Annotated in this window: 14 protein-coding genes; 5 read left to right on the top strand and 9 right to left on the bottom strand. The window is 66.0% G+C overall.

All coding sequences use genetic code 11. From position 1 onward, the window contains the following. The first annotated feature begins 20 nt into the window (after positions 1–20). Positions 21–824: an MOSC domain-containing protein gene (locus BLS75_RS07855; protein WP_011062477.1), complete on the top strand. Its 804-nt coding sequence runs from the start codon at positions 21–23 to the stop codon at positions 822–824. Positions 825–900: 76 nt separating this feature from the next. Here the strand turns inward: BLS75_RS07855 and BLS75_RS07850 are convergent, their stop codons facing one another. The 8 genes from BLS75_RS07850 to BLS75_RS07815 form a co-directional block, all read right to left on the bottom strand. Next, entirely contained in the window at positions 901–1,185 is a 285-nt protein-coding gene (locus tag BLS75_RS07850) for a pyrimidine/purine nucleoside phosphorylase (RefSeq protein ID WP_011062476.1), read from the bottom strand. Positions 1,186–1,259: 74 nt separating this feature from the next. Then, positions 1,260–1,799: a 3'-5' exonuclease gene (locus BLS75_RS07845; protein WP_011062475.1), complete on the bottom strand. Its 540-nt coding sequence runs from the start codon at positions 1,797–1,799 to the stop codon at positions 1,260–1,262. Positions 1,800–1,948: 149 nt separating this feature from the next. Next, positions 1,949–3,904 carry an acetyl/propionyl/methylcrotonyl-CoA carboxylase subunit alpha gene (locus BLS75_RS07840; RefSeq protein WP_072450597.1) on the bottom strand — a complete coding sequence of 652 codons (1,956 nt, stop codon included), beginning with the start codon at positions 3,902–3,904 and terminating at the stop codon, positions 1,949–1,951. 57 nt (positions 3,905–3,961) lie between these two features. Further along, on the bottom strand, positions 3,962–4,759 hold the full coding sequence (locus tag BLS75_RS07835) for an enoyl-CoA hydratase/isomerase family protein (RefSeq protein ID WP_072450596.1): 798 nt from the start codon (positions 4,757–4,759) through the stop codon (positions 3,962–3,964). Further along, the gene (gene atuD / locus BLS75_RS07830) at positions 4,756–5,913 is read right to left on the bottom strand and encodes a citronellyl-CoA dehydrogenase (RefSeq protein ID WP_011062472.1); all 1,158 of its coding nucleotides are present in this window, start codon (positions 5,911–5,913) and stop codon (positions 4,756–4,758) included. Before atuD ends, BLS75_RS07835 begins: the two co-directional genes overlap by 4 nt. A 41-nt stretch (positions 5,914–5,954) precedes the next feature. Then, positions 5,955–7,571 carry a geranyl-CoA carboxylase subunit beta gene (atuC, locus tag BLS75_RS07825; RefSeq protein ID WP_072450595.1) on the bottom strand — a complete coding sequence of 539 codons (1,617 nt, stop codon included), beginning with the start codon at positions 7,569–7,571 and terminating at the stop codon, positions 5,955–5,957. A 3-nt stretch (positions 7,572–7,574) separates the two neighbouring features. Next, entirely contained in the window at positions 7,575–8,444 is an 870-nt protein-coding gene (locus BLS75_RS07820; protein WP_019095082.1) for an SDR family oxidoreductase, read from the bottom strand. Positions 8,445–8,454: 10 nt separating this feature from the next. Further along, a complete protein-coding gene (locus tag BLS75_RS07815; protein WP_015636494.1) occupies positions 8,455–10,245 on the bottom strand; it encodes an acyclic terpene utilization AtuA family protein in 1,791 nt (596 codons plus the stop codon). A 186-nt stretch (positions 10,246–10,431) separates the two neighbouring features. On the opposite strand from BLS75_RS07815, the gene BLS75_RS07810 reads away from it, so the two are divergent. The 3 genes from BLS75_RS07810 to BLS75_RS07800 all read left to right on the top strand — a co-directional run bounded on the left by BLS75_RS07810 (position 10,432) and on the right by BLS75_RS07800 (position 12,401). Beyond that, positions 10,432–11,055: a TetR/AcrR family transcriptional regulator gene (locus tag BLS75_RS07810; RefSeq protein ID WP_015636493.1), complete on the top strand. Its 624-nt coding sequence runs from the start codon at positions 10,432–10,434 to the stop codon at positions 11,053–11,055. 96 nt (positions 11,056–11,151) lie between these two features. Further along, on the top strand, positions 11,152–11,946 hold the full coding sequence (locus BLS75_RS07805) for a substrate-binding periplasmic protein (RefSeq protein ID WP_019095084.1): 795 nt from the start codon (positions 11,152–11,154) through the stop codon (positions 11,944–11,946). A 95-nt stretch (positions 11,947–12,041) separates the two neighbouring features. Continuing rightward, positions 12,042–12,401 carry a hypothetical protein gene (locus BLS75_RS07800; protein ID WP_041774396.1) on the top strand — a complete coding sequence of 120 codons (360 nt, stop codon included), beginning with the start codon at positions 12,042–12,044 and terminating at the stop codon, positions 12,399–12,401. Between the two features lie 33 nt (positions 12,402–12,434). Here the strand turns inward: BLS75_RS07800 and BLS75_RS07795 are convergent, their stop codons facing one another. Continuing rightward, positions 12,435–12,983: an RNA polymerase factor sigma-70 gene (locus tag BLS75_RS07795; RefSeq protein ID WP_011062465.1), complete on the bottom strand. Its 549-nt coding sequence runs from the start codon at positions 12,981–12,983 to the stop codon at positions 12,435–12,437. Positions 12,984–13,356: 373 nt separating this feature from the next. Between BLS75_RS07795 and BLS75_RS07790 the strand changes: the two genes are divergently transcribed. Next, the gene (locus BLS75_RS07790) at positions 13,357–26,373 is read left to right on the top strand and encodes a non-ribosomal peptide synthetase (RefSeq protein WP_072450594.1); all 13,017 of its coding nucleotides are present in this window, start codon (positions 13,357–13,359) and stop codon (positions 26,371–26,373) included. Positions 26,374–26,495: the final 122 nt, after the last annotated feature.

Below are 26,495 nucleotides of genomic sequence, written 5' to 3'. Positions count from 1 at the left end.
GCCCATACAGGGAGCTGGACATGCGTCTTAGCGCGCTTTACCGATACCCGTTGAAATCCGCCAGGGGCGAAACCCTGCAACAGATCGGCCTGGACAAGCTCGGGCTGCAAGGGGATCGCCGCTGGATGTTGGTGGATGAGGCCAGCGGGCGTTTTCTGACCCAGCGCGCCGTAGCGCGGATGAGTCAGCTGTCGGCCTTGTGGAATGACCAGGGTGGCCTGACCCTGAGCGCCCCCGGCCACTCCACCCTTGAAGTAGCGCTGCCGGGTGCGGATGCACCGTTGCGCGGCGTGACCATCTGGCAGGACACCTTGCGGGTTCCCGATGCGGGGGACGAAGCCGCGGCCTGGGTCAGCGAATTCATCGGCAAGCCCAGCCGCCTGGTGCAGGTTCCTGCGCAGCGGGCACGGAGCACCGCCGCCGGTTATGGCAGGGACGATGACCAGGTGGCCTTCGCCGATGGTTTTCCCCTGCTGCTGATTGGCCAGGCCTCCCTGGATGACCTGGTCGCTCGCGTGGGCCGGCCCCTGGAGATGCTGCGGTTTCGACCGAACCTGGTGGTCGAGGGCAGTGCGGCCTTTGCCGAGGACGACTGGAAACGCGTGCGTATCGGCGATGTCGAGTTCCGTGTGGTCAAGCCATGCTCGCGCTGCATTCTCACCACCATCGATCCGCAGACCGGCGAGCGCAGTGCCGACCGCGAACCTCTGGCCACCTTGCAGAAGTACCGGGCCCAGGCCGATGGGGCGATGTTCGGCCAGAACCTGGTCAATGATGGCAACGGTCGCTTGCAGGTAGGGATGGCGGTGACGGTCATCGAATAACCGGTGCCACCTCGAAAAATGCCCGTCTCCTGGGAGACGGGCATTTTTTATTCCGGGGTAACGCCGCGATGCTCGATCAGCCGCGGTATTCGCACAGGTAGGCGGTGTCCACTGCGACTTTGAGCTGGAACTTGCTGTTGGCCGGAACGTTGAACTGGCTACCGGCCGGGAAGGTTTCCCAGTCTGCGCTGTCTGGCAGGCGCACGGTCAGGGCGCCGGAGACCACGTGCATGATTTCCCGTTGTGCGGTGCCGAACTCGTATTCGCCCGGGGCCATGACGCCAATGGTGGCTGGGCCTTCGGCCGTGCCGAAGGCAATCGACTTGACGGTGCCGTCGAAGTACTCGTTGACTTTAAACATGGGCGATTCCTCAAGAAAGGGTCAAAAAGGGCGGCCAGTATGCACAAGGCCTTCAGGGCCGTCACCTGCCGCCGTCAAGGAAGAATCAGCGGTAATAAGCGTGCTGTATTGCGCGCATCTTCCAGGGCCCGATGCTGCTGGCCGGTAAACTGCATGCCGGCCAGTTGCAGGGCTGCATTGAGCCCCAGGGGCCGCTCCAGGCGCCGGGCCTTGGCGAAGCGCTGCTTGAGGTTCATGTGCGGCACCTCATTGAGCAGGCTGTGCAGCTGTTGGTTGTGCCATTCCAGCTGCAACTGCTTGCGGTCGTAGTCGCCCCAGCTGGCCCAGCCTTCCAGGCGCGGCTGATGCTGGCCGAGCCAGCGCTCGAACAGGCCCCAGACCTCGCTCAGGGGCGCGGCGCTGTCGATATTGGCCTGGGTGATGTGGGTCAGTTCGCGGCAGAACGGCGTCAGCATGGGGCGCCGCAAGGGGCGGACGAAACGCTGGAAGTGGTCCTGTTCCCGGCCCTGACGGTTGACCAGGGTGGCGCCGATCTCAATGATTTCCATCTCGCTCACCGGCCAGCCCCCTTCATCCGTCGTGGCTTCCAGATCTATTACCAGCCAGTGGGGCATCACGAATTCCAGCCTTGAAACATCCTGAAGAGGCTTGAGCGTAGCCAAAGCCGAGGCATCCGCCTAGGGGGACGGCTGCTTGAGCGCATCGAGGGGGCATCGTCCCGACCGATGCCCCGTCTGCCTGGATCTGCTGGAAGGTGCCCGGGCTACTCCACTTCCACCAGTACCTGGCGGTTTTTCACCTGGTCCCCGAGGTTGACCTGGACCCGGGTGATCACCCCGTCGATCCCGGCCTTGAGCGGGTGCTCCATCTTCATCGCCTCCAGCACCAGCAACAATTGGCCCTTGCTTACGTGCATGCCCTCACTGACCAGTACATCGACGATCGCCCCGTCCATGGGCGCCTTGAGCGTACCGCTGGAGGCAGTGTTCTGGCCCTGGGCCGGGGCATGGGTGCGATCCACCAGGTGCAGGCTGCCCTTGGCGTTGCTCAACCACAGCTCCCCGCCCTCCAGCCGATAGGCGCACGGCCGGCGAATGCCGTTGATCTCCAGGCTGGCCCGCCGGCCATCGGCGCTGCGTACCTTGAGCTCCAGCAGCCCATCGCCCTGGCGCACCTGCACAGCGCCCGAGGGCAGTGCGTTCAGGTGCAGCGACCATTGCCGGTCCTGCACCCCGAGCCGGTAGTCCAGGGGCACCCCGGCATTGTTGCTCCAGGCATTGAGCGCCGGGCCATGGGCGCTGGCGCTGTGGTGGTGGAACAGCGCAGCGGCGATGGCCAGTTCCTCGGCAGTGGGCTCCTGGGGTCGTAGGCTCGGGTCCTGGGCAAAATGCTCGGCAATGAAGGCGGTGCTGAAGTGGCCGCTGGCGAACACCGGGTGGCGCAGCAGGTTGGCCAGCAGCCGGCGGTTGCTTTCCAGCCCCAGCAGCACGCAATCCTCGACGCCACGCAGCAGTTTGCGCCGCGCCTCTTCGCGGGTAGCACCGTGGGCGATCAGCTTGCCCAGCATCGGGTCGTAGAACGGGCTGATCCATTGGCCTTCCTGCAAGCCATGGTCGGTGCGGATCCCCGGTGCCGGCTCCCAGCGCAGGATCTGGCCGGTCTGCGGCAGGAAGTTCTGTGCCGGGTCCTCGGCATACAGCCGCACTTCAATGGCGTGGCCGTCGAGGCGCACCTGCTCCTGGCCCAGGGGCAGCGGCTCGCCGGCCGCCACTTGCAGTTGCAGGGCCACTAGGTCCAGGCCCGTTACCAGTTCGGTGACCGGGTGCTCCACCTGCAGCCGGGTATTCATCTCCAGGAAATAGAACTGCCCGCTCGCATCCAGGAGGAATTCCACGGTACCGGCGCCCACATAGTTCACCGCCCGCCCGGCCTTGAGCGCTGCCTCGCCCATGGCCTGGCGCAGCTCCGGGGTCATGACCGGGCAGGGCGCCTCTTCGATGACCTTCTGATGGCGGCGCTGGATCGAGCAATCCCGCTCACCCAGGTAGATCAACTGGCCATGCTGGTCGCCGAACAGTTGCACCTCCACGTGCCGCGGCTCGATCAGCGCCTGCTCCAGGATCAGTTCGTCGCTGCCGAAGGCGTGCAGGGCTTCGGAGCGGGCCGTGCGGATCTTTTCCAGCAACTGGCCGGCCTGGTGTACCAGGCGCATGCCACGCCCGCCACCGCCGGCGCTGGCCTTGATCATCAGCGGATAGCCGATGCGCTGGGCTTCGCGCTGCAAGGTGGCGTCGTCCTGTTCCGCCCCCTGATAGCCCTGGATGCACGGCACGCCGGCTTCGAGCATGGCGATCTTCGAGCGACGCTTGCTGCCCATCAGCTCGATGGCGGCAGCGCTGGGGCCGATGAACACCAGGCCGGCGCTTTCACAGGCGGCGGCGAACTCGGCATTTTCCGAAAGAAATCCGTAGCCCGGGTGAATGGCGTCGGCACCGGTGCGCCGTGCCGCTTCCAGCAGCGCGGCGCCGTCGAGGTAGGACTGCTGTACCGCGGACGGGCCGATATGCACCGCTTCGTCAGCCAGTTGCACATGCAGGGCCTCGGCATCGGCATCGCTGAACACGGCCACGGTGCGATAGCCCAGGGCCTGGGCGGTACGCTGGATGCGGCAGGCGATTTCGCCACGGTTGGCGATCAGGATCTTGTTGAAATTGGGCATACAGGCTCCCGGGAATCGGTGGGGGGCGTTCGCCGGCAAGCCGGCTCCTACAAGGGCTCAGTTGGCCCAGGCCGGTTTGCGTTTCTGCACGAAGGCCAGGGTGCCCTCGACCCCTTCCTCACCCAGGACTGCATCGGCGAAGTCGTTGGCGGCCTGGTCCAGCAATGGCCCCTGCGGTTGGTCGACACTCGCCAGGAGCAAGGCCTTGGTCGCCGCGTTGGCCCCCGGGGCGCAGCGCAGCACCAGGGAAAGCTGCTGCTCCAGGCGTTCGTGCAGGGCCTTGGCATCGTTCTCGACAAAGTGCACCAGGCCCAGGCGCTGGGCTTGGGCGCCATCGAAACGGGCGGCGGTCAGGGCCAGGCGCCGGGCCTGGGCCAGGCCGATGCGCTGCACCACGAACGGGGCAATTTGCGCGGGCAGCAGGCCCAGGCTGGTTTCCGGCATGCCGAACTGGGCCGAGTGCTCGGCGATGGCGATGTCGCTGACACAGGCCAGGCCGAAACCGCCCCCCAGCACCGCGCCCTGCAGCACACACACCAGCACCTGGGGCAGGTGCTGCGCTTCTTCCAGCAGGGCGCCGAAGGCCCGGTTCAGTTCACGGTAGGCGGCGCTGCCATGGGCCCGGGCGCCGGCCATGTCCTTGAGGTCGCCACCGGCACAGAAGTGCTCGCCGGTGCCGCGCAGCACCAGGGCACGGACGCTGCGCCGGTCACGGACCGCGGCCATCACCGTGCGCAGTTCGGCGACCATCTGCAGGCTCATGGCATTGCGGTTTTGCGGGCGATTGAGGCTGATGAACAGCACGCCGTTGCGCGGCTCCAGCAGCAGGGTCTGGCAGGCAGGGAGCGGGTTCATTTCTTTTTCCCTGGCAGGATGCCCATGAGCTTGCAGATGATCCCCAGCATGATCTCGTCGGCACCGCCGCCGATGGACACCAGGCGCACATCGCGATAGGCCCGGGCCACCGGGTTATCCCACATGAAGCCCATGCCGCCCCAGTATTGCAGGCAACTGTCGCTGACCTCGCGGCCCAGGCGCCCGGCCTTGAGCTTGGCCATGGAAGCCAGCCGGGTCACGTCCTGGCCGCGTACATACTGCTCGGTGGCCTGGTAGACCAGGGCCCGCAGGCACTCGATCTCGGTGGACAGCTCGGCCAGGCGGAAGTGGATCACCTGGTTGTCGATCAGCGGGCTGCCGAAGGTCTTGCGCTCCTTGCAGTACTCGATGGTGCTGTCCACGCAGTACTCCAGGCCCTTGATCATGTTCGCCGCGCCGAACAGCCGTTCCTCCTGGAACTGCAGCATCTGCATCATGAAACCGGCGCCTTCGTGGCCGATGCGGTTGCGTTGAGGCACCCGCACATTGTCGAAGAACACCTGGGCGGTTTCCGAGCTGCGCATGCCGAGCTTGTCCAGATGCGAGCTGAGGCTGATGCCCGGGGTGTTCATCGGCACCATGATCAGCGACTTGTTGACGTGGGGCTTGTCGTCCGAAGTGTTGGCCAGCAGGCAGATGAAGTCGGCGCTGGGGGAGTTGGTAATCCACATCTTGCTGCCGTTGATCACGTAGTCGTCGCCGTCCTTGCGGGCGTGGGTCTTGAGCCCGGCCACATCGGAACCGGCGCCGACTTCGGAGACGCCGATGCAGCCGACCTGCTCGCCCGTGATGGCCGGCCGCAGAAACTCGTCGCGCAGTTCATCGGAGCCGAAGCGCGCCAGGGCCGGGGTGCACATGTCGGTCTGCACGCCGATGGACATGGGAATGCCACCGCAATGGATGGTGCCGAACTCCTCGGCGGCGACGATGGAGTAGCTGTAGTCCAGGCCCATGCCGCCGAATTTTTCCGGCTTGGAGATGCCCAGCAGCCCCAGTTCACCGGCCTTGCGGAAAATCTCGTGGATGGGAAAGCGCCCGGCCTTTTCCCATTCCTCGACGTGGGGGTTGATCTCGCGGTCTACAAATTGGCGCACCGTGCGCCGCAGTTCTTCGTGTTCCTGGGTGAAGATCATTGTTGTTCTCCTCAAGTGGGGTCAGACCGCGAAATGTCCTATCAAAACCGCGCCACGCCAAAGCTGTTGGGCGCCAGCTCGCGCACCTGCGCCTCATGGCAGATGTCCAGCAGGTAGCCCAGCAGAGTGCGGGTATCGCGCGGGTCGATCAGCCCGTCGTCCCACAGGTTGGCGCTGCCGTAGAGCGCCGTGGACTGGCTGTCGAGCTTCTGCGCGGTGACCTGTTCCAGCATGTCGAGCATCTTCGGGTCGGCTTCCTGGCCGTTCTTCGCATGCTTGGCCTCGGTGACGATGCGCAGCACCTTGCCGGCCTGGGCGCCGCCCATCACCGCGGTGCGGCTGTTGGGCCAGGCGAAGATGAAGCGCGGGTCCAGGCCACGGCCGCACATCGCATAGTTGCCGGCGCCGTAGGAGCCACCGACCACGATGGTCAGCTTCGGCACTCGGGCATTGGCCACCGCCTGGATCATCTTCGCCCCGTGCTTGATCACCCCCTGCTGCTCGGATTCGGTGCCCACCATGAAGCCGGTGGTGTTGTGGAAGAACAGCAGCGGGGTCTGGCTCTGGTCACAGAGCTGGATGAATTGCGCGGCCTTGCTCGCGCCCTGGGGCGTGATCGGGCCGTTGTTGCCGATAAAGCCGCAGGGCCGGCCCTGGATCTGCAAGTGGCCGCAGAGGGTCTGGGCATCGAACTCGCCCTTGAACTCCAGGAACTGCGAGCCGTCTGCCAGGCGGGCGATGATTTCCCGGGCGTCGTAGGGCTTCTTCGGATCGTCGGGAATCAGCCCGAGCAACTCGTCGATGGGATACAGCGGCTCGTTCCAGGTCCTGGCGGGCTGCACTGGCAGTCGGGCGTTCCACGGCAACAGGCTGACGATCTCGCGGACGATGCGGATGCCGTCGGCGTCGTTTTCCGCCAGGTATTCGGCGGTGCCGGCCACCTGGGCGTGCATCTCGGCGCCCCCCAGTTCTTCATCGGTGGCCACTTCACCGGTGGCGGCCTTGAGCAGCGGCGGGCCGGCGAGAAACAGCTTGGCCTCGCCACGCACCACCACCACGTAGTCCGAGAGCCCGGGCTGGTAGGCGCCGCCGGCGGTGGCCGAGCCGTGGACCACGGTGATCTGCGGCAGGCCCATGGCCGACATCCGCGCCTGATTGGCGAAGCTGCGTGCACCTTCGACGAAGATTTCCGCAGCGTAGTTGAGGTTGGCGCCACCGCTTTGCGCCAGGGTCACCACTGGCAGTTTGTTCTCCATGGCGATCTGTTGCAGGCGCAGGGATTTCTTCAGGCCGCTGGGGGAGATAGTCCCGCCCTTGATCGCGCAGTTGTTGGCCACCACCAGCATGCGCACGCCGCACACATAGCCGATGCCGGCAATCAGGCCGCCGCCGGCCTGGGTACCGTCCTTGTCGTCGTGCAGCTTGTAGCCGGCCAGGCTGGCCAGCTCGAGAAACGGCGCGCCCGGGTCCAGCAGCAGGTTGAGGCGTTCGCGGGGCAGCAGTTGGCCGCGCCGGTCGAACTTGGCCTTGGCTTCGGCGGCCTTGGCCAGCAGGTTCTGCTGCAGTTCCTGCAACTGTTGCAGGCCCGCCAGCATGGCTGCGCGGTTTTGTGCGAACTGCGGACCGTGGGGGTCGAGTTGGGACTGGATCACCGGCATGGCTTATTCCTCGCCCTTGAGTACGTCGGGCAGGTAGGCGCGATGGAAGCCGTTGTAGGACTCGCTGTTGCGTGCCTTGCCCAGGGGCCAGGCACGGCTGCCCAGGCTGGCGGCGCCGTCGATGCGCAGGGTGCTGCCGCTGATGAAGGCCGCGCCGGGGCTGAGCAAGAAAACGATGGCGGCGCTGACTTCCGATTCGCTGCCGATGCGCTTGAGCGGTACGTGTTCACGCAGGGTGGGGATCACTGCCTTGAACGCGCCTTCATAGGTGTCCATGCCGCTGGAGGCGATCCAGCCCGGCGCCACCGCGTTGACCCGCACCCCGGCGTGCCCCCATTCGTAGGCGGCGGTCTTGGTGAAGTTGTCCATTCCCGAGCGCGCCGCACCGGAGTGGCCCATGCCGGGCATGCCGCCCCACATGTCGGCGAGCATGTTGACGATGCTGCCGCCGTGGCGGCTCATGGACTGGTTGAACACTTCCCGGGCCATGAGGAAGCCGCCCACCAGATTGGTGCGCAGCACGGTTTCGAAACCCTTCTGGTTGATCGAGGCCAGGGGCGCCGGGTACTGGCCGCCGGCATTGTTCACCAGGCCATGGATCGGACCAAAGCGCTCCATCAGGCGGGCCACCAGGGCCTTGACCGCTTCCTCGTCGCGGATGTCGCAGGCCTGCCAGTCGGCCTTGCCGCCGTCCTCGGCAATTTCGCCGGCGACCTTCTGCAGTTTTTCCGCCTTGCGCCCCACCAGCAGCACCTGGGCCCCCAGGGCCGCCAGTTCGTGGGCAGTGCAGCGGCCGATACCGCTGCCGCCGCCGGTGACGATGATGGTCTGGCCGGCGAACAATTGCGCTTTGAAAATCGAGTCGTACACCACGGCAGCTCCTTTAATTGACGGCGTCGGCGATGCTCTGCGGCACCGGGATCTGGATTTCCAGCAACTGCTGGGCGAAGGCCTTGCCTTGCGGGTCGATGCGCAGGCTGGCGACGCCGCCGCCGCCCAGGGCGTTCTCCAGCAGGAAGTTGAGGCTATGGGTGCCCGGCAGGTACCAGCGCTGGACCCGGCCATGCACCGGGTCCAGCACATGGCCCATCCAGTCCACCAGCACCTCGGGAGTCAGGGCTTCGGCGATCCACGGCAGGTAGTCGGGGTGGCGCGCCATGACCCCGATATTGCTGTGGTTGCCCTTGTCGCCGGAGCGTGCCACCGCCAGCTTCACCAGCGCCACGCTGGCATCGGCGCGGCCGCGGGGGGCGGGCAGGGAATGGGGGGCGGGCAGGGCCGCCGGGTCCAGGCGGTCGGTGTGCGGCAGGGCGCAAGGGTGACGCTGGCCGGCAAGGTCGATCTCCAGCCGGCAGGCGTCCTTGTCCAGCAGGAAGGAGAACAGGCGGATCACCGGGTACACCGTCGGCCGGCCACCGACGATGCCGGTGAGCCCCGGGGCCATGCCGGTGGCGGCCTGGGCGATTTCCCGGGAGAACAGCACCAGCGCCGCCTTGTTCGGATGGCGCACCGCCAGCTTGATCACCACCTCGCGGCTGTCCTGGCGCTGGCCGTGGGGGCCGTAGGTGGCCTCGCTGCCCAGCAGTTCGATGTTCACTTCGCTGTAGGGCCCCCAGCCGCGCTGGGCGAACATCTCGCTGGTCTTGTCGATGATCGCTTGGCTGACCCGGTGCGCCTTGGCAACCGCGTCGATCCCGGCCATCAGGCAACTGGCGGTGCAGCGGAAGCCGTCCGGGTAGGTGGCGCTGACCTTGTACTGGTGGCTGGGGGGCAGGCCCCTGGCACCCTGTACATGAACCCTTTCCGGGCCCTGTTGCCGCAGTTCCACCTGAGAGAAATCGCACACCACATCCGGAAGCAGATAAGCCCTGGGGTTGCCAATTTCGTACAGCAGTTGTTCGCCCACCGTCAGCGGGCTCACCAGCCCTCCGGTACCGGGTGCCTTGCCGACCACAAACTGGCCGTCAGCGCCGACCTCGACGATGGGGAAGCCGATATGTTCGTAGTCCGGCACCTGGCGCCAGTCGGTGAAATTGCCGCCGGTGCACTGCGCGCCACATTCGATGATGTGCCCGGCCAGGGCGGCCTGGGCCAGGCGGTCGTAATCCTGCCAGGACCAGTTGAACTCGTGGACCAGGGCGGCGCTGACCACCGCGCTGTCGACGCCGCGGCCGGTGATCACGATATCCGCCCCCAGGCGCAGCGCTTCGACGATGCCCGGGGCACCGAGGTAGGCATTGGTGGAGACGCACATTGGCGGCAGTGGCGCGCCGCTGAACATCTCCACAATGGCGGCGTCGCTCAACTGCTTGAACTGCGGTTGCAGGTCGTCCCCCAGCAGCACGGCGATCTTCAGCGCCACCCCGGCCTGTTCGCAGGCGGCCTGCAAGGCACTGGCACAGGCCTGCGGGTTGACCCCGCCGGCGTTGCTGATGACCCGGATGCCCTGTTCGCGGATCGAGCCCAGCAAGGGTTTGAGCACCTCGACGAAATCCGTGGCGTAGCCCGCCGTCGGGTCCTTCATGCGCGCCCCGGCCATGATCGACAGGGTGATCTCTGCCAGATAGTCGAACACCAGGTAGTCCAGGCGGCCGCCTTGCACCAACTGCGCCGCGGCGCTGCTGGTGTCGCCCCAGAAGGCACTGGCGCAGCCGATTCTTACGGTCTTGGTCATGACAGGGCTCTCGAATGAAGAACTGCGAGGAGGCTACCAAGCAAGCGCTTGGTTTGTAAATACGTTGGCCTATTCTTCTGGCCAAGCGCTTGCTTGGTAACCGGCAGAGGCTTAAATTGCGCGCGCCGCGCCCGGATTTGCCGGGTTACGCTGAGCTATTGATGACGTGAAGGTAGGAGAACACCGGTGGACGAGCAAAAAGCCCTGCAGGTAGTACGCGAGCTGATCGCCAGTGGCCAGGTGACCGACCCCGAGAGCGCCCGGGGCAAACTGCTGCAAACCGCAGCGCACCTGTTTCGCAACAAGGGTTACGAGCGCACCACCGTGCGTGACCTGGCCAGCGCGGTGGGCATCCAGTCGGGCAGCATCTTTCATCACTTCAAGAGCAAGGACGACATCCTGCGGGCGGTGATGCAGGAAACCATCCACTACAACACCGCCTTGATGCGCGCTGAACTGGCCGAGGCCGGCAGCGTGCGCGAACGGGTGCTGGCGCTGATCCGCTGTGAACTGCAGTCGATCATGGGCGGCAGCGGTGAAGCCATGGCAGTGCTGGTGTACGAGTGGCGCTCACTGTCCCCGGAAGGCCAGGCAGCCGTCCTGGCGCTGCGCGATATCTACGAACAGATCTGGCTGCAGGTGCTGGGGGAGGCCAAGGAGGCGGGGTTCATCAAGGGCGATGTGTTCATTACCCGGCGCTTTCTCACCGGCGCCCTGTCCTGGACCACCACCTGGTTTCGTGCCGAGGGCAGCATGACTCTGGAACAGCTGGCCCAGGAGGCCCTGCTGCTGGTGCTCAAGGATCATTGAGCGGCTGGCTAATTGTGCGTGGCAACGTTGTCGAAGTGGCTGAAAACGCCTAGCTTTAGCTCATTCATTTTCATTTCCTTGAGGTGTGTTGCCTTGATGTCCTTGCCGCTGCGGTCAGCCTTGCGAATGCTCTTGCTGGCGCTGGCAACACTTTGGGTCTGTCCGGCCTCCTCGGCGCAGCTGGTGCGGGTCGCGGCGGCGCATTTCCCGCCTTATACCGTCCGTCCAGAAACCGGTGCCGACACCGGTTTGCTGCCGCAACTGGTGGAAGCCCTCAACCAGTCCCAGAGCGACTATCAGTTCGTCCTGGTGCCCACCTCGATTCCCCGGCGTTTCCGCGATTTCGAGCAGGGCCGGGTGGACCTGGCGATCTTCGAGAACCCGGCCTGGGGCTGGCAGAACATTGCCCACACCAGTGTCGACATGGGCCTGGAAGACGCGGAAATTTTCGTCGCCCAGCGTCAGGGCGGGCGCCAGCAGGACTATTTCGCCAACCTGAAGGGCAAGCGCCTGGCTCTGTTCAGCGGTTATCACTACGCCTTCGCCCAGTTCAACGCCGACCCCAAGTTCCTGGCCGACACCTACAACGCCACCCTGACCTATTCCCATGACAGCAACCTGCTGATGGTCCTGCGGGGCAGGGCGGACATCGCCCTGGTGACCCGCTCCTACCTCAGCGACTTCCTGGCGCGCAATGCCGAAAGCACGGAGCAGTTGCTGGTTTCCGAACGCATCGATCAGGTCTACCACCATTACGCCCTGATCCGGCCCAAGGCGCCGATCACGGCCGAAGACTTTTCCGGGCTCCTGCAAAAACTGCGGGACAACGGCCAGATGCACAAGATCTTCGATCCCTATCGCATTGTGGTGATGAGCGTGCCCCACGCCTGACATCACGCAGCGACCGGCCCGGCCCGCGACGGGCTAAATTTCCGGCGGCGGCCCACGTCACTTGGTTGAATGCCCAACCGACGGTGAGCGCTGCCATGTCCCCTGTTGATCCGCTGAATGTTGCAGCCCTGCCCACTAGCCAGCTCACGGGAATCGATGAGGTCATCGCCCGCCAAAGGCTGTTCGAGTCTCTGCGGGGCCGGGGGCAGGCGCCCGTGCCGGTGGATGCCCAGGCAGCCGAGGCGGCGCGCCAGGATCGGCTGGCTTTCTGGCTGTCGGCCCAGGTACATGCCCTGTATCTGGACCCGCCAGGTGCGCAGCGGCCGGCGCCAGGCGCCCACGCGCCGCCCTGTGCTGCGCATGACCGTTGTCGGTTCTGCCAGCAGGAGTTCGATCTGTTGCATAAACGTGCAGCGTTACTGGTGCTTGGCCGCAGTGGCCTGCTTGAGGTGTAGGCACCCTTCAAGCCGGGTCATGCAGGGCGCCAGTCAGCGACGGGCGAAGGTATCGGGGCGGTTGCCCGAGACTTTGCGGCAATGCACCAGGGCATCGCGAATCATGAAGTTGACCAGGGTCGGCGATACCCCCAGCTCCTTGGCGATGTCCTTTTGCGGGACGCCATGCAGGCGGTACATCTCGAAGGCGTAGCGCGTGCGGCTGGGCAGCTCGGTCAGGGCTTCGGCGATGTTTTCCAGGGTGGAAAAGTTCATGTGGGAGGTTTCAGGTGAAGCGCCATGAATAACCACATTCAAGCCTTCCTCTTCAGTACCCGAGTACTTCTGCTCCAGCGCCTGCTTGCGGTAGTGGTCGATGGCCAGGTTGCGCACGATCTGGAACAGGTAACTGAGCTGGGCCTTGAACGAGGAGGTGATCTGCGGCGCCGACTGCAGGCGGAAAAACGCATCTTGAACCACGTCTTCAGCCCGGGATCGGCAGCCAGTAATGCGGGCTGCAATCTTCACCAGGATCAGACGGTTGTCGACAAAAGCCTGGAGTAACGGTGAATCGCACCTGCTTGTGGATACTTGTTCCGTCATGGAAATCACCTTGTTGCAAAGAGGTTAGTGGGACGTCAGAAAAATCTGACCCGTCCTACACATCGAGCGACAAATTAGGCTGAATGATAATGATTGTCAATTGAGAAAAAGAACTAATGCTCTCTGTCAGTGCAGATTGCGAACGGCTGCTCGTCAGTGGGCTGGATCAGGCCTTGAAGGGCAGGATGCGGACTAATTATTTCAAGACGTCATCCGTTCTCATTGGAGAAAGATTCCGGGTAGCAGACCCGGCCACGGCGCCCTCCGGATGCCCACGACTTTCTTATAACTATTTGATTGATAGATAGTTATTAAAGTTATGGGAGAGCAGGGCCCGCTCTCCATTGCAAGCACAATCCTGGCAGGAAACCCCATGACGGACGCGTTCGAACTCCCCAGCACCCTGGCCCAAGCCCTTCAACGCCGGGCAGTCCTGGCACCTGATCAAGTGGCGTTGCGCTTTCTCGCCGAAGAGCAGGATCAGAGCGTGGTCCTCAGTTACCGGGACCTGGACCTTCGTGCGCGCACCATTGCTGCGGCTCTGCAAGCCAACGCCGAGTTCGGCGATCGCGCGGTATTGCTGTTTCCCAGCGGCCCGGACTACGTCGCGGCGTTCTTCGGTTGCCTGTACGCCGGGGTGATCGCGGTGCCGGCCTATCCGCCGGAGTCCACCCGTCGTCATCACCAGGAGCGCCTGATTTCCATCATGGCCGACGCCGAGCCACGGTTGCTGCTGACCAGCGCCGGGCTGCGGGATTCACTGTTGCAGATGGACGAACTCAAGGCCCCAGGCGCGCCGCAACTGCTGTGTGTGGACACCCTGCAAGCCGGGCTGGCCGAAGACTGGCAGGCCGTGGCGCTGCAGGGCGACGACATCGCCTTCCTGCAATACACCTCGGGCTCCACCGCGCTGCCCAAGGGCGTGCAGGTCAGCCATGGCAACCTGGTGGCCAACGAACTGCTGATCCGTCGCGGCTTCGGTATCGACCTCAACCCGGACGACGTGATCGTCAGCTGGCTGCCGCTGTACCACGACATGGGCTTGATTGGCGGCCTGCTGCAACCGATTTTCAGCGGCGTGCCCTGTGTGCTGATGTCACCGGCCTACTTCCTGGCGCGGCCCGTACGCTGGCTGGAAGCGATCAGCGAATACGGCGGCACCATCAGCGGCGGCCCGGATTTCGCCTACCGCCTGTGCAGCGAACGGGTCAGCGAGTCGGCCCTGGAGCGCCTCGACCTCAGCGGCTGGCGCGTGGCCTATTCGGGGTCCGAGCCGATCCGCCTGGACACCCTGGAGCGTTTCGCCGAGAAGTTCAGCGCCTGCGGTTTCAGCCATGAAAACTTCCTCGCCTCCTACGGCCTGGCCGAAGCCACCCTGTTCGTGGCCGGTGGCGTGCGCGGCCAGGGCATCCCGGCCCTGCACCTGGACGACCAGGCCCTGGCGCAGAACCGCGCCGAGCCGGGGCAGGGCAGTGCGATGATGAGCTGCGGCTTCAGCCAGCCGGAACACGCCGTGCTGGTGATGGATCCGCAGCAACTGGGCGAATTGCCTGACAACCGTATTGGCGAAGTCTGGGCCGCCGGGCCGAGCATTGCCCATGGCTACTGGCGCAATCCTGAAGCCACCGCCAAGACCTTCGTCCAGCATGCCGGTCGTACCTGGTTGCGCACCGGTGACCTGGGCTTTATCCGCGATGGCGAGCTGTTCATCACCGGGCGCCTGAAGGACCTGCTGATCGTGCGCGGGCACAACCTCTACCCCCAGGACATCGAAAAGACCATCGAGCGCGAGGTGGAAGTGGTGCGCAAGGGCCGGGTGGCGGCGTTTGCGGTCACCGAGCAGGGCCAGGAAGGCATCGGCATCGCCGCGGAAATCAGCCGCAGCGTGCAGAAGATCCTGCCCCCCGAGGCGCTGATCAAGGCCATCCGCCAGGCGGTGGCCGAAGCCTGCCAGGAAGCGCCGAGCGTGGTGGTGCTGCTCAACCCCGGGGCCCTGCCGAAAACCTCCAGCGGCAAGTTGCAGCGTTCCGCCTGCCGCACGCGGTTGGCCGATGGCAGCCTGGATTACTACGCGCTGTTCCCGCAGGCCGGCAGCGCAACGGCTGACGCCGCAGAAAGCGCCGGTGACGCGCTGCAAGCCCTGATCGGGCGCATTTGGCAAGAGCAACTGCAATGCGCTTCAGTGGCCGCCGACGATCACTTTTTCCTCCTGGGGGGCAACTCGATTGCCGCTACCCAGGTGATCGCCCGCCTGCGTGAAGAGCTGGGGCTGGAACTGGGCTTGCGCCTGCTGTTCGAGGCTCCGACCCTGGGTGCCTTCAGCGCTGCCGTGGCGCGCCAGCAGCAGGACGGCGGCGTGGCCCAGGGCAGTATCAATGCCCTGTCGCGCCAGCAGCCGCTGCCCCAATCCCTGGCGCAGAACCGCCTGTGGATCACCTGGCAACTGGACCCGCAGAGCAGCGCCTACAACATTCCCGGCGGCCTGCGCTTGCGCGGCGAGCTGGACGAAGAGGCCCTGCGCGCCAGCTTCCAGCAACTGATCCAGCGCCACGAAGCGCTGCGCACGCGCTTCTTCGAGCGTGACGGCCAGGCCCTGCAACAGGTGGATGCCGCCGGCGAATTCAACCTGCAGGTGATCGATATCAGCGACCTGCCACCGGCCGAGCGTGAAGCCCGGGCGCGGCAGATCCGCGAAGACGAGGCCCGGACCCAGTTCGATCTGGAGAAGGGGCCGCTGTACTGGGCGACCCTGGTGCGCCTGGATGACGAAGAACACCAGTTGCTGCTGACCCTGCACCACATCATCGCCGACGGCTGGTCGCTGAATGTGCTGATCGACGAGTTTTCGCGGCTCTATGCCGCCGCGGCCCAGGGCCAGAGCCTCGAGCTGGCGCCCCTGGCCCTGCAATACGCCGACTACGGCAGCTGGCAGCGCCAGTGGCTGGCCCAGGGCGAAGGCCAGCGCCAGCTGGACTACTGGAAACAGCAGTTGGCGGACGAAGCCCCAGTGTTGAACCTCGCCACCGACCACCCGCGTTCGGCCCAGGTCCGCCACAGCGCCGCGCGCCATGACCTGCGCCTGAGCGCGAGCCTCAGTGAAGCCGTGCGCCAGACCGCCCAGGCTCGGCAGGCCACGCCGTTCATGCTGTTGCTGGCGGCGTTCCAGACCCTGCTGCACCGCTACAGCGGGCAGAGCGATATCCGCATCGGTGTGCCCAACGCCAACCGCCCGCGCCTGGAAACCCAGGGCCTGCTGGGCTTTTTCATCAACACCCAGGTATTGCGCGGGCAGTTGGATTCGCGCCAGTCCTTCGCCGACCTGCTGCAGCAGACCCGCCGCACCGCCCTGGAGGCCCAGGCCCACCAGGACCTGCCTTTCGAACAATTGCTCGAAGCCTTCCCCGAGGCCCGTGAGCAGGGCCTGTTCCAGGTCATGTTCAACCACCAGCAGCGCGACCTCAGTGCCTTGCGCCGCCTGCCGGGGCTGCTGGCCGAAGAGCTGCCGTGGCACAGCCGCGAGGCCAAGTTCGACCTGCAACTGCACAGCGAAGAGGACCGCAACGGCCGCCTGAGCCTGGCCTTCGACTACGCCGACGAGCTGTTCGACGCGGCCAGCATCGAACGTCTGGCCGGGCATTTCATCAGCCTGCTGGAGCATGCCTGCCTGCAACCGGACTGCGCCCTGGGCGATTTGCCGTTGCTCGGCAACGCCGAAGCGGCGCAACTGCAGCAATGGAGCGTGGCCCCCTGCGCGCCGGCCGAACAGTGGCTGCCGGAGCGCCTGCACGAACAGCTGCGCCAGAGCCCGGAACGCACCGCGCTGGTCTGGGACGGCGGGCAACTGGGCTTTGCCGAACTGCACGCCCAGGCCAACCGCCTGGCCCATTACCTGCGGGACAAGGGCGTCGGCCCGGACGTGTGCGTGGCCATCGCCGCCGAGCGTTCGCCGCAACTGCTGATCGGCCTTCTGGCAATCATCAAGGCCGGCGGCGCCTACGTACCCCTGGACCCGGACTACCCTGCCGAACGCCTGGCCTACATGCTCGAAGACAGCGGCGTGGGCCTGCTGCTGACCCAGACCCATCTGCTGGGCCGGATGCCCGAAGCCCCGGGTGTCAGCGCCATCGCCATGGACAGCCTCAAGCTCGACAGCTGGCCGAGCCACGCGCCGGGCCTGCACCTGCACGGCGAACACCTGGCCTACGTGATCTACACCTCCGGTTCCACCGGCCAGCCCAAGGGCGTCGGCAACACCCATCGCGCGCTGATGGAGCGCCTGCAATGGATGCAGGACAGCTACCAGTTGCAGGCCGACGATGTGCTGATGCAAAAAGCCCCCATCAGCTTCGACGTGTCGGTGTGGGAGTGCTTCTGGCCGTTGATCACCGGCTGCCGCCTGCTGATCGCCGCCCCCGGCGAGCACCGCGATCCCCATCGCATCGCCCAGTTGGTGCAGGAGTACGGCGTTACCACGCTGCACTTCGTGCCGCCGCTGTTGCAGTTGTTCGTCGATGAGCCGCTGAGCGCCGAATGCCACAGCCTGCGCCGGGTGTTCTCCGGTGGCGAAGCCCTGCCGGCCGAGCTGCGCAATCGCCTGTTGCAGCAGTTGCCCAATGCGCAACTGCACAACCGCTATGGCCCGACCGAAACCGCGATCAACGTCACCCATTGGCAGTGTTCAGTCGATGACGGCGAGCGTTCGCCCATTGGCCGGCCCCTGGGCAACGTGGTGTGCCGGGTGCTGGACGCGGACCTCAATCCGTTGCCGGCGGGAGTTCCGGGTGAGCTGTGCATCAGCGGCCAGGGCCTGGCCCGGGGTTACCTGGGACGCCCGGCGCTGACCGCCGAACGCTTTGTGGTCGACCCGCTGAGCGCGGAGGGCGCGCGCCTGTACCGCACCGGGGATCGGGTGCGTTGGTGCGCCGACGGCGTGCTGGAATACCTCGGTCGCCTCGACCAGCAGGTCAAGCTGCGGGGCTTTCGGGTCGAGCCGCAGGAAATCGAAGCGCGGCTGCTGGCCCAGGACGGCGTGGCCCAGGCCGCGGTGCTGGTGCGCGACACCCTGGCCGGCCCGCAGTTGATCGGCTACTACACGCCCAATGCGCACGATGAAGATGAACAGCAGCAAAGCGCCCGGCTGAAAACTGCCCTGGCCGCCGAGCTGCCGGAATACATGGTGCCGGCGCAACTGGTGCGTCTGGACGCCATGCCCCTGAGCCCCAGTGGCAAGCTCGACCGCCGGGCCCTGCCGGAGCCGCAATGGCAGGTGCGCGAGCACGTCGAACCGAGCACCGAACTGGAACAGCAGATCGCGGCTATATGGCGCGAAGTGCTGGGCCAGCCACGCATCGGCCTCAAGGACGATTTCTTCGCCCTGGGCGGGCATTCGCTGCTGGCCACCCAGATCATTTCCCGCACCCGCCAGGCCTGCGACGTCGAGCTGCCACTGCGGGCGCTGTTCGAAGCCAGCGAGCTGGGGGACTTTGCCGAACAGGTGTTGCTGATCCAGGAGTCCGGCGCGCGCAACCAGCAGCCGCCGATTGCCCGGGTAGACCGCAGCCAGCCGGTGCCGCTGTCCTATTCCCAGCAGCGCATGTGGTTCCTCTGGCAGATGGAGCCCGACAGCCCGGCCTACAACGTCGGCGGCATGGCGCGGCTGTCCGGGGTGCTGGACGTGGGCCGCTTCGAGGCGGCGTTGCAGGCGCTGATCCTGCGTCACGAAACCCTGCGCACCACCTTCCCCAGCGTCAACGGCGTGGCCCGCCAGCAGGTGCATGCCGACACCGGCCTGCGCATGGCCTGGAAGGATTTCTCGGCCCTGGCCCCTGATGCGCGGCAGCAGCGCCTGCAACAACTGGCGGACAGCGAAGCGCACCAGCCCTTCGACCTGGAGACCGGCCCCTTGCTGCGCGCCTGCCTGGTCAAGGCCGGCGAGCAGGAGCACTACTTCGTCCTGACCCTGCACCACATCGTCACCGAAGGCTGGGCCATGGACATCTTCGCCCGCGAGCTGGGCGCGCTGTACGAAGCCTTCCTCGACGACCGCGAATCGCCCCTGGAACCCTTGCCGGTGCAGTACCTGGACTACAGCGTGTGGCAGCGCCAGTGGCTGGAATCCGGCGAGCGACAGCGCCAGCTGGACTACTGGACCGGGCAACTGGGCCGCGAACACCCGCTGCTGGAGCTGCCCAGCGACCGGCCACGCCCGGCGGTGCAAAGCCACCAGGGCGAGCTGTACCGCTTCGACTTGAGCGACGAGCTGGCGGCCCGGGTGCGGGCCTTCAATGCCGAGCACGGCCTGACCCTGTTCATGACCATGACCGCCGCACTGTCGGTGCTGCTGTACCGCTACAGCGGCCAGAGCGACCTGCGCATCGGTGCGCCGGTGGCCAACCGCATCCGCCCGGAAAGCGAAGGGCTGATCGGCGCCTTCCTCAACACCCAGGTGCTGCGTTGCCAGCTCGATGGGCAGATGAGTGTCGGCCAGTTGCTGGAGCAGGTGCGCCACACCGTGATCGAGGGCCAGTCGCACCAGGACCTGCCGTTCGATCATCTGGTGGAAGCCTTGCAACCGCCGCGCAGCACTGCCTACAACCCGCTGTTCCAGGTGATGTGCAACGTCCAGCGCTGGGAATTCCAGCAAAGCCGGCAACTGGCGGGCATGACCGTGGAATACCTGGTCAACGATGCCCGGGCCACCAAGTTCGACCTCAACCTGGAAGTCACCGACCTGGATCAGCGCCTGGGCTGCTGCCTGACCTACAGCACCGACCTGTTCGACGAGCCGCGCATTGCGCGCATGGCCGGCCACTGGCGTAATCTGCTGCAGGTCCTGATCGACGACCCGCAACGGCGCCTGTGCGAGTTGCCACTGCTGCAGGCCGATGAACAGCAGCACCTGCTGGACAGTTTGAGCGTCGAGCCTGGCGAGCAACGCCTGGATCAGTGCATCCACCACCTGTTCAGCGAACAGGCCCTGGCCCGCAAGGACGCCCCGGCCCTGACCTTCGCCGGACAGACCCTGAGCTACAGCGAGCTGGACAGCCGCGCCAACCGCCTGGCCTGGATGCTTCGTGAGCGTGGTGTGGGCCCGCAGGTGCGAGTCGGCCTGGCCCTGGAGCGTTCCCTGGAAATGGTCGTCGGCCTGCTGGCGATTCTCAAGGCCGGCGGCGCCTACGTGCCCCTGGACCCGGAATACCCCCTGGACCGCCTGCACTACATGATCGAAGACAGCGGCATCGGCCTGCTGCTCAGCGATGCGCGGATGTTCGCCGCCCTGGGCGAGCTGCCGGCCGGAGTCGGCCGCTGGTGCCTGGAAGAGGACGGTGCGCTGCTGGCCGACTACCCGGCGGGCGAATTGCCCTTCATCAGCCTGCCCCAGCATCAGGCGTACCTGATCTACACCTCCGGTTCCACCGGCCAGCCCAAGGGCGTGGTGGTGTCCCACGGGGAAATCGCCATGCACTGCCAGGCGGTGATCCGCCGCTTCGGCATGCGCCCGGATGACTGCGAGCTGCACTTCTATTCCATCAACTTCGACGCCGCCACCGAGCGCTTGCTGGTGCCGCTGCTCAGCGGCGCCCAGGTGGTACTGCGGGCCCAGGGCCAGTGGGACGCCGAAGAGATCTGCCAACTGATCCGTCAGCACCGCATCAGCATCCTCGGTTTCACCCCCAGCTACGGCAGCCAGTTGGCCCAGCATCTGGCGACCCAGCAGCAGACCCTGCCGGTGCGCATGTGCATCACCGGCGGCGAGGCCCTGACCGGCGAACACCTGCAGCGCATCCGTGCGGCCTTCCAGCCGAACCTGTTCTTCAACGCCTACGGCCCCACCGAAACCGTGGTCATGCCCCTGGCCAGCCTGGCGCCGCAGCAGTTGGCCGAAGGCGTGGCCAGCGTGCCCATCGGCAGCATCGTCGGGGCCCGGGTGGCTTACATTCTCGATGCCGATCTGGCGCTGGTGCCCCAAGGGGCGACCGGTGAGCTGTATGTCGGCGGCGCCGGTCTGGCCCAGGGTTATCACCGTCGTCCGGGGATGAGTGCCGAGCGTTTTGTCGCCGATCCGTTCGCCACCGATGGCGGGCGCCTGTATCGCACCGGGGACCTGGTGCGCCAGTGCGCCGACGGCCAGGTGGAATACATCGGCCGGGTGGACCATCAGGTGAAGATTCGCGGTTTCCGCATCGAGCTGGGGGAAATCGAAACCCGCCTGCTGGATCATCCGGCCGTGCGTGAAGCGGTGGTGCTGGCCTTGGATACCCCGGCCGGCAAGCAGCTGGCTGGTTACCTGGTGACCGAGGTGGCCGAGCACAACGAGGTGCAGCAGGCCAACCTGCGTGAAGCCCTCAAGCAGCAGCTGAAAACCCAGTTGCCGGACTACATGGTGCCGACCCACCTGATCCTCCTGGCCAGCATGCCGTTGACCGCCAACGGCAAGCTCGATCGCCGGGCCCTGCCATTGCCGGACCCGGAGCTCAACCGCCAGCAGTACGTGGCGCCGAGCAACGAGCTGGAACAGACCCTGGCCAGGGTCTGGGGCGAAGTGCTGAACGTGCAGCAAGTGGGCCTCAACGACAACTTCTTCGAACTGGGGGGCGACTCGATCCTGTCGATCCAGGTGGTCAGCCGCGCCCGCCAGCTGGGGATCCACTTCACCCCGCGCGATCTGTTCCAGCACCAGACGGTGCAAACCCTGGCGCGGGTCGCCAGCCACACTCAGCGCGTCAGCGCCGAGCAGGGCCAGCTCAGTGGCGAAGCGCCGCTGACGCCGATCCAGCACTGGTTCTTCGACAGCCGCATTCCCCAGCCGCAGCACTGGAACCAGGCGCTGCTGCTGGAGCCGCTGGGTGTCCTTGATGCCCAGTTGCTGGAGCAAGCCCTGCTGGCGCTAGTGGAGCAGCACGACGCCCTGCGCCTGCGCTTCAACCAGGCGGGCGGGCAGTGGCGCGCCGAGTACCTGCCGTTGTCCGATGCTCCCTTGCTGTGGCAGGTGCGGGTGCCGTCCATGGCCACCTGCGAGGCACTGTTCGCCGACGCCCAGCGCAGCCTCGACCTGGAACACGGGCCGCTGTTGCGGGCGGTGCTGGTGGACGGCCCTGAAGGCGAGCAACGCCTGTTGCTGGCCGTCCACCACCTGGTGGTGGACGGTGTGTCCTGGCGCGTGCTGCTGGAAGATTTGCAAAACGCCTATCGTCAGTTGCAAGCCGGAAAGGCCCTGAAGCTGCCGGCCAAGACCAGTGCCCTGCGGGACTGGTCGAGCCGCCTGCAAGCCTATGCCGGCAGCGAATCCCTGCGTGAAGAGCTGGGCTGGTGGCAGCAGCAACTGGCCGGCCCGGCCGCGCAACTGCCAGGCTTGAATGCCGCTGGCAGCCAGCAGCATCAGCAGGCCCGCAGCCACAGCGTGACCCTGGATGCCGAGCGCACCCGGCAACTGCTGCAACAGGCGCCGGCGGCCTACCGTACCCAGGTCAACGACCTGCTGCTGACCGCCCTGGCCCGGGTGCTGTGCCGCTGGAGCGGGCAGCCTTCGGCCCTGGTGCAACTGGAAGGCCACGGCCGCGAGGCGCTGTTCGACGAGATCGACCTGACCCGCACCGTCGGCTGGTTCACCAGCGCCTATCCACTGCGCCTGACCCCGTTGCAGGTGGAAGAAGCGGCCGGGCAGGGGGCCTCGATCAAGGCCATCAAGGAACAACTGCGGGCCGTGCCGCACAAGGGCCTGGGTTACGGCGTGCTGCGCTACCTGGCGGATGACGCCTGCCGCGAGGCCCTGGCAGCGCTGCCGCTGGCGCCGGTGACCTTCAACTACCTGGGGCAGTTCGACCAGAGCTTCGGCGCCGACGCCTTGCTGCGCCCGCTGGATGAATCCGTGGGCCCGGCCCATGCACCGGAAGCACCGTTGCCCAACGAACTGAGCATCGACAGCCAGGTGTATGGCGGCGAGCTGGTGCTGCGCTGGACCTACAGCAGCGAACGTTTCGACGCCGAGCTGATCGGCGAGCTGGCGGACGCCTACCTGGGTGAGCTGCACAGCCTGATCGCCCATTGCCTGAAGGACGATGCCGGTGGCCTGACGCCGTCGGACTTCCCCCTGGCGCGTCTGACCCAGGCCCAGCTCGATGGCCTGCCGGTACCGGCTGTGCAGATCGAGGATGTCTACCCGCTGACCCCGATGCAGGAGGGCATGCTGTTGCACACCCTGCTGGAGCCGGGCACCGGCCTGTATTACATGCAGGACCGCTACCGCATCAACAGCGAACTGGACCCGGAGCGTTTCGCCCAGGCCTGGCAGGCGGTGGTGGCGCGCCACGAAGCCCTGCGCGCGTCTTTTTGCTGGAACGTCGGCGAAGACATGCTGCAAGTTATCCACAAGCCGGGCCGCACCCCGATCGAGTTTCTCGACTGGAGCGCGGTGCCCGAGGCCGAGCAGGAAGCCAAGCTGCAAGCCTTGCATAAGCAGGAGCGCGAGGCCGGCTTCGATCTGCTCAACCAGGCGCCGTTCCACCTGCGGCTGATCCGCGTCGGCGCTGCGCGCTACTGGTTCATGATGAGCAACCACCACATCCTCATCGATGCCTGGTGCCGCTCGCTGCTGATGAACGACTTCTTCGAAATCTATACCGCCCTCGGTGAAGGCCGCGAGGCGCAGCTGGCGGTGCCGCCGCGTTACCGCGACTACATCGGCTGGCTGCAGCACCAGAGCCTGTCCGAGGCGCGGCAGTGGTGGCGACAGAACCTTGAAGGTTTTGAACGCACCACGCCGATCCCCAGCGACCGGCCGTTCCTGCGCGAACACGCCGGTGACAGCGGCGGCATGATCGTCGGCGACTGCTACACCCGCCTGGATGCCCGGGATGGTGCGCAACTGCGGGAACTGGCGCAGCAGCATCAGCTCACCATCAACACCTTTGCCCAGGCGGCCTGGGCCCTGGTGCTGCGGCGCATGAGCGGCGATCGCGACGTACTGTTCGGCGTTACCGTGGCCGGGCGCCCGGTGGAAATGCCGGAGATGCAACGCACCGTCGGCCTGTTCATCAACAGCATCGCCCTGCGGGTCAAGCTGCCCCAGGACGGTGAGCGCTGCAGTGTGCGCCAGTGGCTCAGCGCCTTGCTCGACAGCAACATGCAGCTGCGCGAATACGAGTACCTGCCGCTGGTGGCGATCCAGGAAACCAGCGAACTGCCCAAGGGCCAGCCGCTGTTCGACAGCCTGTTCGTGTTCGAGAACGCGCCGGTGGAAGTCTCGGTGCTGGACCGTGCCCAGAGCCTGAACGCCAGTTCGGATTCCGGCCGTACCCACACCAACTTCCCGATCACCGCGGTGTGCTACCCGGGGGATGACCTGGGCCTGCACCTGTCCTACGACCAGCGCTACTTCGAGCAGGCGACCATCGAGCGCATGCTCGGCGAGTTCAAGCGCCTGCTGCTGGCGCTGATGCAGGGCTTTCATGGCGACATGGCCGAACTGCCGCTGCTGGGCGAAGAAGAGCAGGACTTCCTGCTGGCCGGCTGCAACCAGAGCGAGCATGAGTACCCGCTGGAGCGCAGCTACGTGGAACTGTTCGAGGCCCAGGTGGCGGCTCATCCGCAACGCATCGCCGCCAGTTGCCTGGACCAGCGTTACAGCTATGCCGAGTTGAACCGCTGCAGCAACCGCCTGGGCCACGCCCTGGTTGCCAACGGCGTGGGCTTTGATCAGCCGGTGGCCCTGCTGGCCGAGCGCGGCCTGGAACTCTTGGGCATGATCATCGGCAGCTTCAAGGCCGGGGCCGGCTACCTGCCCCTGGACCCGGGCCTGCCGGGCCAGCGCCTGGGCCGCATCATCGAGCTCAGCCGCACGCCGATCCTGGTCTGCACCGCGGCCTGCCGCGAACAGGCCCAGGCCCTGCTGGACGAGTTCGGCTGTGCCGGGCGTCCGCGGCTGCTGGTCTGGGAAGAGCTGCAAGCCGCCGGGCATGCCGAGCACAACCCGGGCCGCTACAGCGCGCCGGACAACCTGGCCTATGTGATCTACACCTCCGGTTCCACCGGCCTGCCCAAGGGCGTGATGGTGGAGCAGCGCGGCATGCTCAACAACCAGCTGAGCAAGGTGCCGTACCTGCACTTAAGTGAGGCCGACGTGATCGCCCAGACCGCGTCCCAGAGCTTCGACATTTCGGTCTGGCAGTTCCTTGCCGCACCGCTGTTCGGCGCTCGGGTGGACATCGTGCCCAACACCATCGCCCACGATCCCCAGGGGCTGTTGGCCCACGTCGAGGAGCAGGGCATCACGGTGCTGGAGAGCGTGCCGTCGCTGATCCAGGGCATGCTCGCCCAGGACGCCATCGCCCTGGATGGCCTGCGCTGGATGCTGCCCACCGGCGAGGCCATGCCGCCCGAGCTGGCGCACCAGTGGCTGCTGCGTTATCCACAGGTCGGCCTGGTCAACGCCTACGGCCCGGCGGAGTGCTCCGATGACGTGGCCTTCTTCCGTGTCGATATGGCCTCGACCCGTGGCGCCTACCTGCCCATCGGCACGCCCACCGACAACAACCAGCTGTACCTGATGGACGAAGCCCTGGAGCTGGTGCCCCTGGGAGCGGTGGGTGAATTGTGCGTGGCTGGCACCGGTGTTGGCCGTGGCTACGTCAGCGACCCGTTGCGTACCGCGCTGGCCTTCGTGCCCCATCCGTTCGGTGCAGCGGGCGAACGCCTGTACCGCACCGGCGACCTGGCACGCCGGCGCAGCGACGGCGTACTGGAATACGTTGGCCGCATTGACCATCAGGTGAAGATCCGCGGCTACCGCATCGAGCTGGGGGAAATCGAAGCGCGCCTGCATGAACAGCCGGAATTGCGCGATGCCGCCGTGGGCGTGCAGGAGGGCGTCAACGGCAAGCACCTGGTTGGGTACCTGGTGGCCAGTGACACGAACCTGAGCCCGAGCGAATGCCTGGAGCGGATCAAGCCGCGGCTGCGCGCCGAACTGCCGGAATACATGGTGCCGCTGCACTGGTTGTGGCTTGCGCACCTGCCGCTCAACGCCAACGGCAAGCTCGATCGCAAGGCCCTGCCGGCCCTGGAGATCGGCCAGCTGCAGAGCCAGGACTATCAAGCGCCGGGCAATGAGCTGGAGCAAACCCTGGCGGACATCTGGGCCGAGGTGCTCAAGGTCGAACGGGTGGGCGTGCGCGACAACTTCTTCGAGTTGGGCGGGCATTCCCTGCTGGCGACCCAGATCGCTTCACGGGTACAGAAGACCCTGCAACGCAACGTGCCGCTGCGGGCCATGTTCGAATGCAGCACGGTGCAGGAGCTGGCCGCGTACATCGACGGCCTGGGGGCCAATGAAATCAGCGAGGAGAAAGTGGATCGGCTGAGCGACCTGATGGCCGAACTGGAGGGGCTGTGATCGACGGATGAGCGGTGGGGCGTTGTTCGCGCAGCAGGAGGACCGACATCTGGCGTAGGAGCCGGCTTGCCGGCGAAGAAGCCCGCAAGCCTTGCATCGTCCTGGCCGACGCCTTCGCTGGC

It is taken from the genome of Pseudomonas sp. NFPP12, assembly GCF_900103205.1.
Lineage (GTDB): Bacteria > Pseudomonadota > Gammaproteobacteria > Pseudomonadales > Pseudomonadaceae > Aquipseudomonas > Aquipseudomonas protegens.
Note: the sequence above shows the minus strand (reverse complement) of the source record. Positions and strands in the feature narration are given on the sequence as shown.

What these genes read in the sequence shown, in the direction of transcription:
- BLS75_RS07815 (WP_015636494.1), bottom strand. Translation starts at nt 10,245, where the DNA reads ATGACCAAGACCGTAAGAATCGGCTGCGCCAGTGCCTTCTGGGGCGAC.
- BLS75_RS07855 (WP_011062477.1), top strand. Translation starts at nt 21, where the DNA reads ATGCGTCTTAGCGCGCTTTACCGATACCCGTTGAAATCCGCCAGGGGC.
- BLS75_RS07805 (WP_019095084.1), top strand. Translation starts at nt 11,152, where the DNA reads ATGTCCTTGCCGCTGCGGTCAGCCTTGCGAATGCTCTTGCTGGCGCTG.
- BLS75_RS07850 (WP_011062476.1), bottom strand. Translation starts at nt 1,185, where the DNA reads ATGTTTAAAGTCAACGAGTACTTCGACGGCACCGTCAAGTCGATTGCC.
- atuD (WP_011062472.1), bottom strand. Translation starts at nt 5,913, where the DNA reads ATGATCTTCACCCAGGAACACGAAGAACTGCGGCGCACGGTGCGCCAA.
- BLS75_RS07840 (WP_072450597.1), bottom strand. Translation starts at nt 3,904, where the DNA reads ATGCCCAATTTCAACAAGATCCTGATCGCCAACCGTGGCGAAATCGCC.
- BLS75_RS07800 (WP_041774396.1), top strand. Translation starts at nt 12,042, where the DNA reads ATGTCCCCTGTTGATCCGCTGAATGTTGCAGCCCTGCCCACTAGCCAG.
- atuC (WP_072450595.1), bottom strand. Translation starts at nt 7,571, where the DNA reads ATGCCGGTGATCCAGTCCCAACTCGACCCCCACGGTCCGCAGTTCGCA.
- BLS75_RS07790 (WP_072450594.1), top strand. Translation starts at nt 13,357, where the DNA reads ATGACGGACGCGTTCGAACTCCCCAGCACCCTGGCCCAAGCCCTTCAA.
- BLS75_RS07795 (WP_011062465.1), bottom strand. Translation starts at nt 12,983, where the DNA reads ATGACGGAACAAGTATCCACAAGCAGGTGCGATTCACCGTTACTCCAG.
- BLS75_RS07845 (WP_011062475.1), bottom strand. Translation starts at nt 1,799, where the DNA reads ATGCCCCACTGGCTGGTAATAGATCTGGAAGCCACGACGGATGAAGGG.
- BLS75_RS07835 (WP_072450596.1), bottom strand. Translation starts at nt 4,759, where the DNA reads ATGAACCCGCTCCCTGCCTGCCAGACCCTGCTGCTGGAGCCGCGCAAC.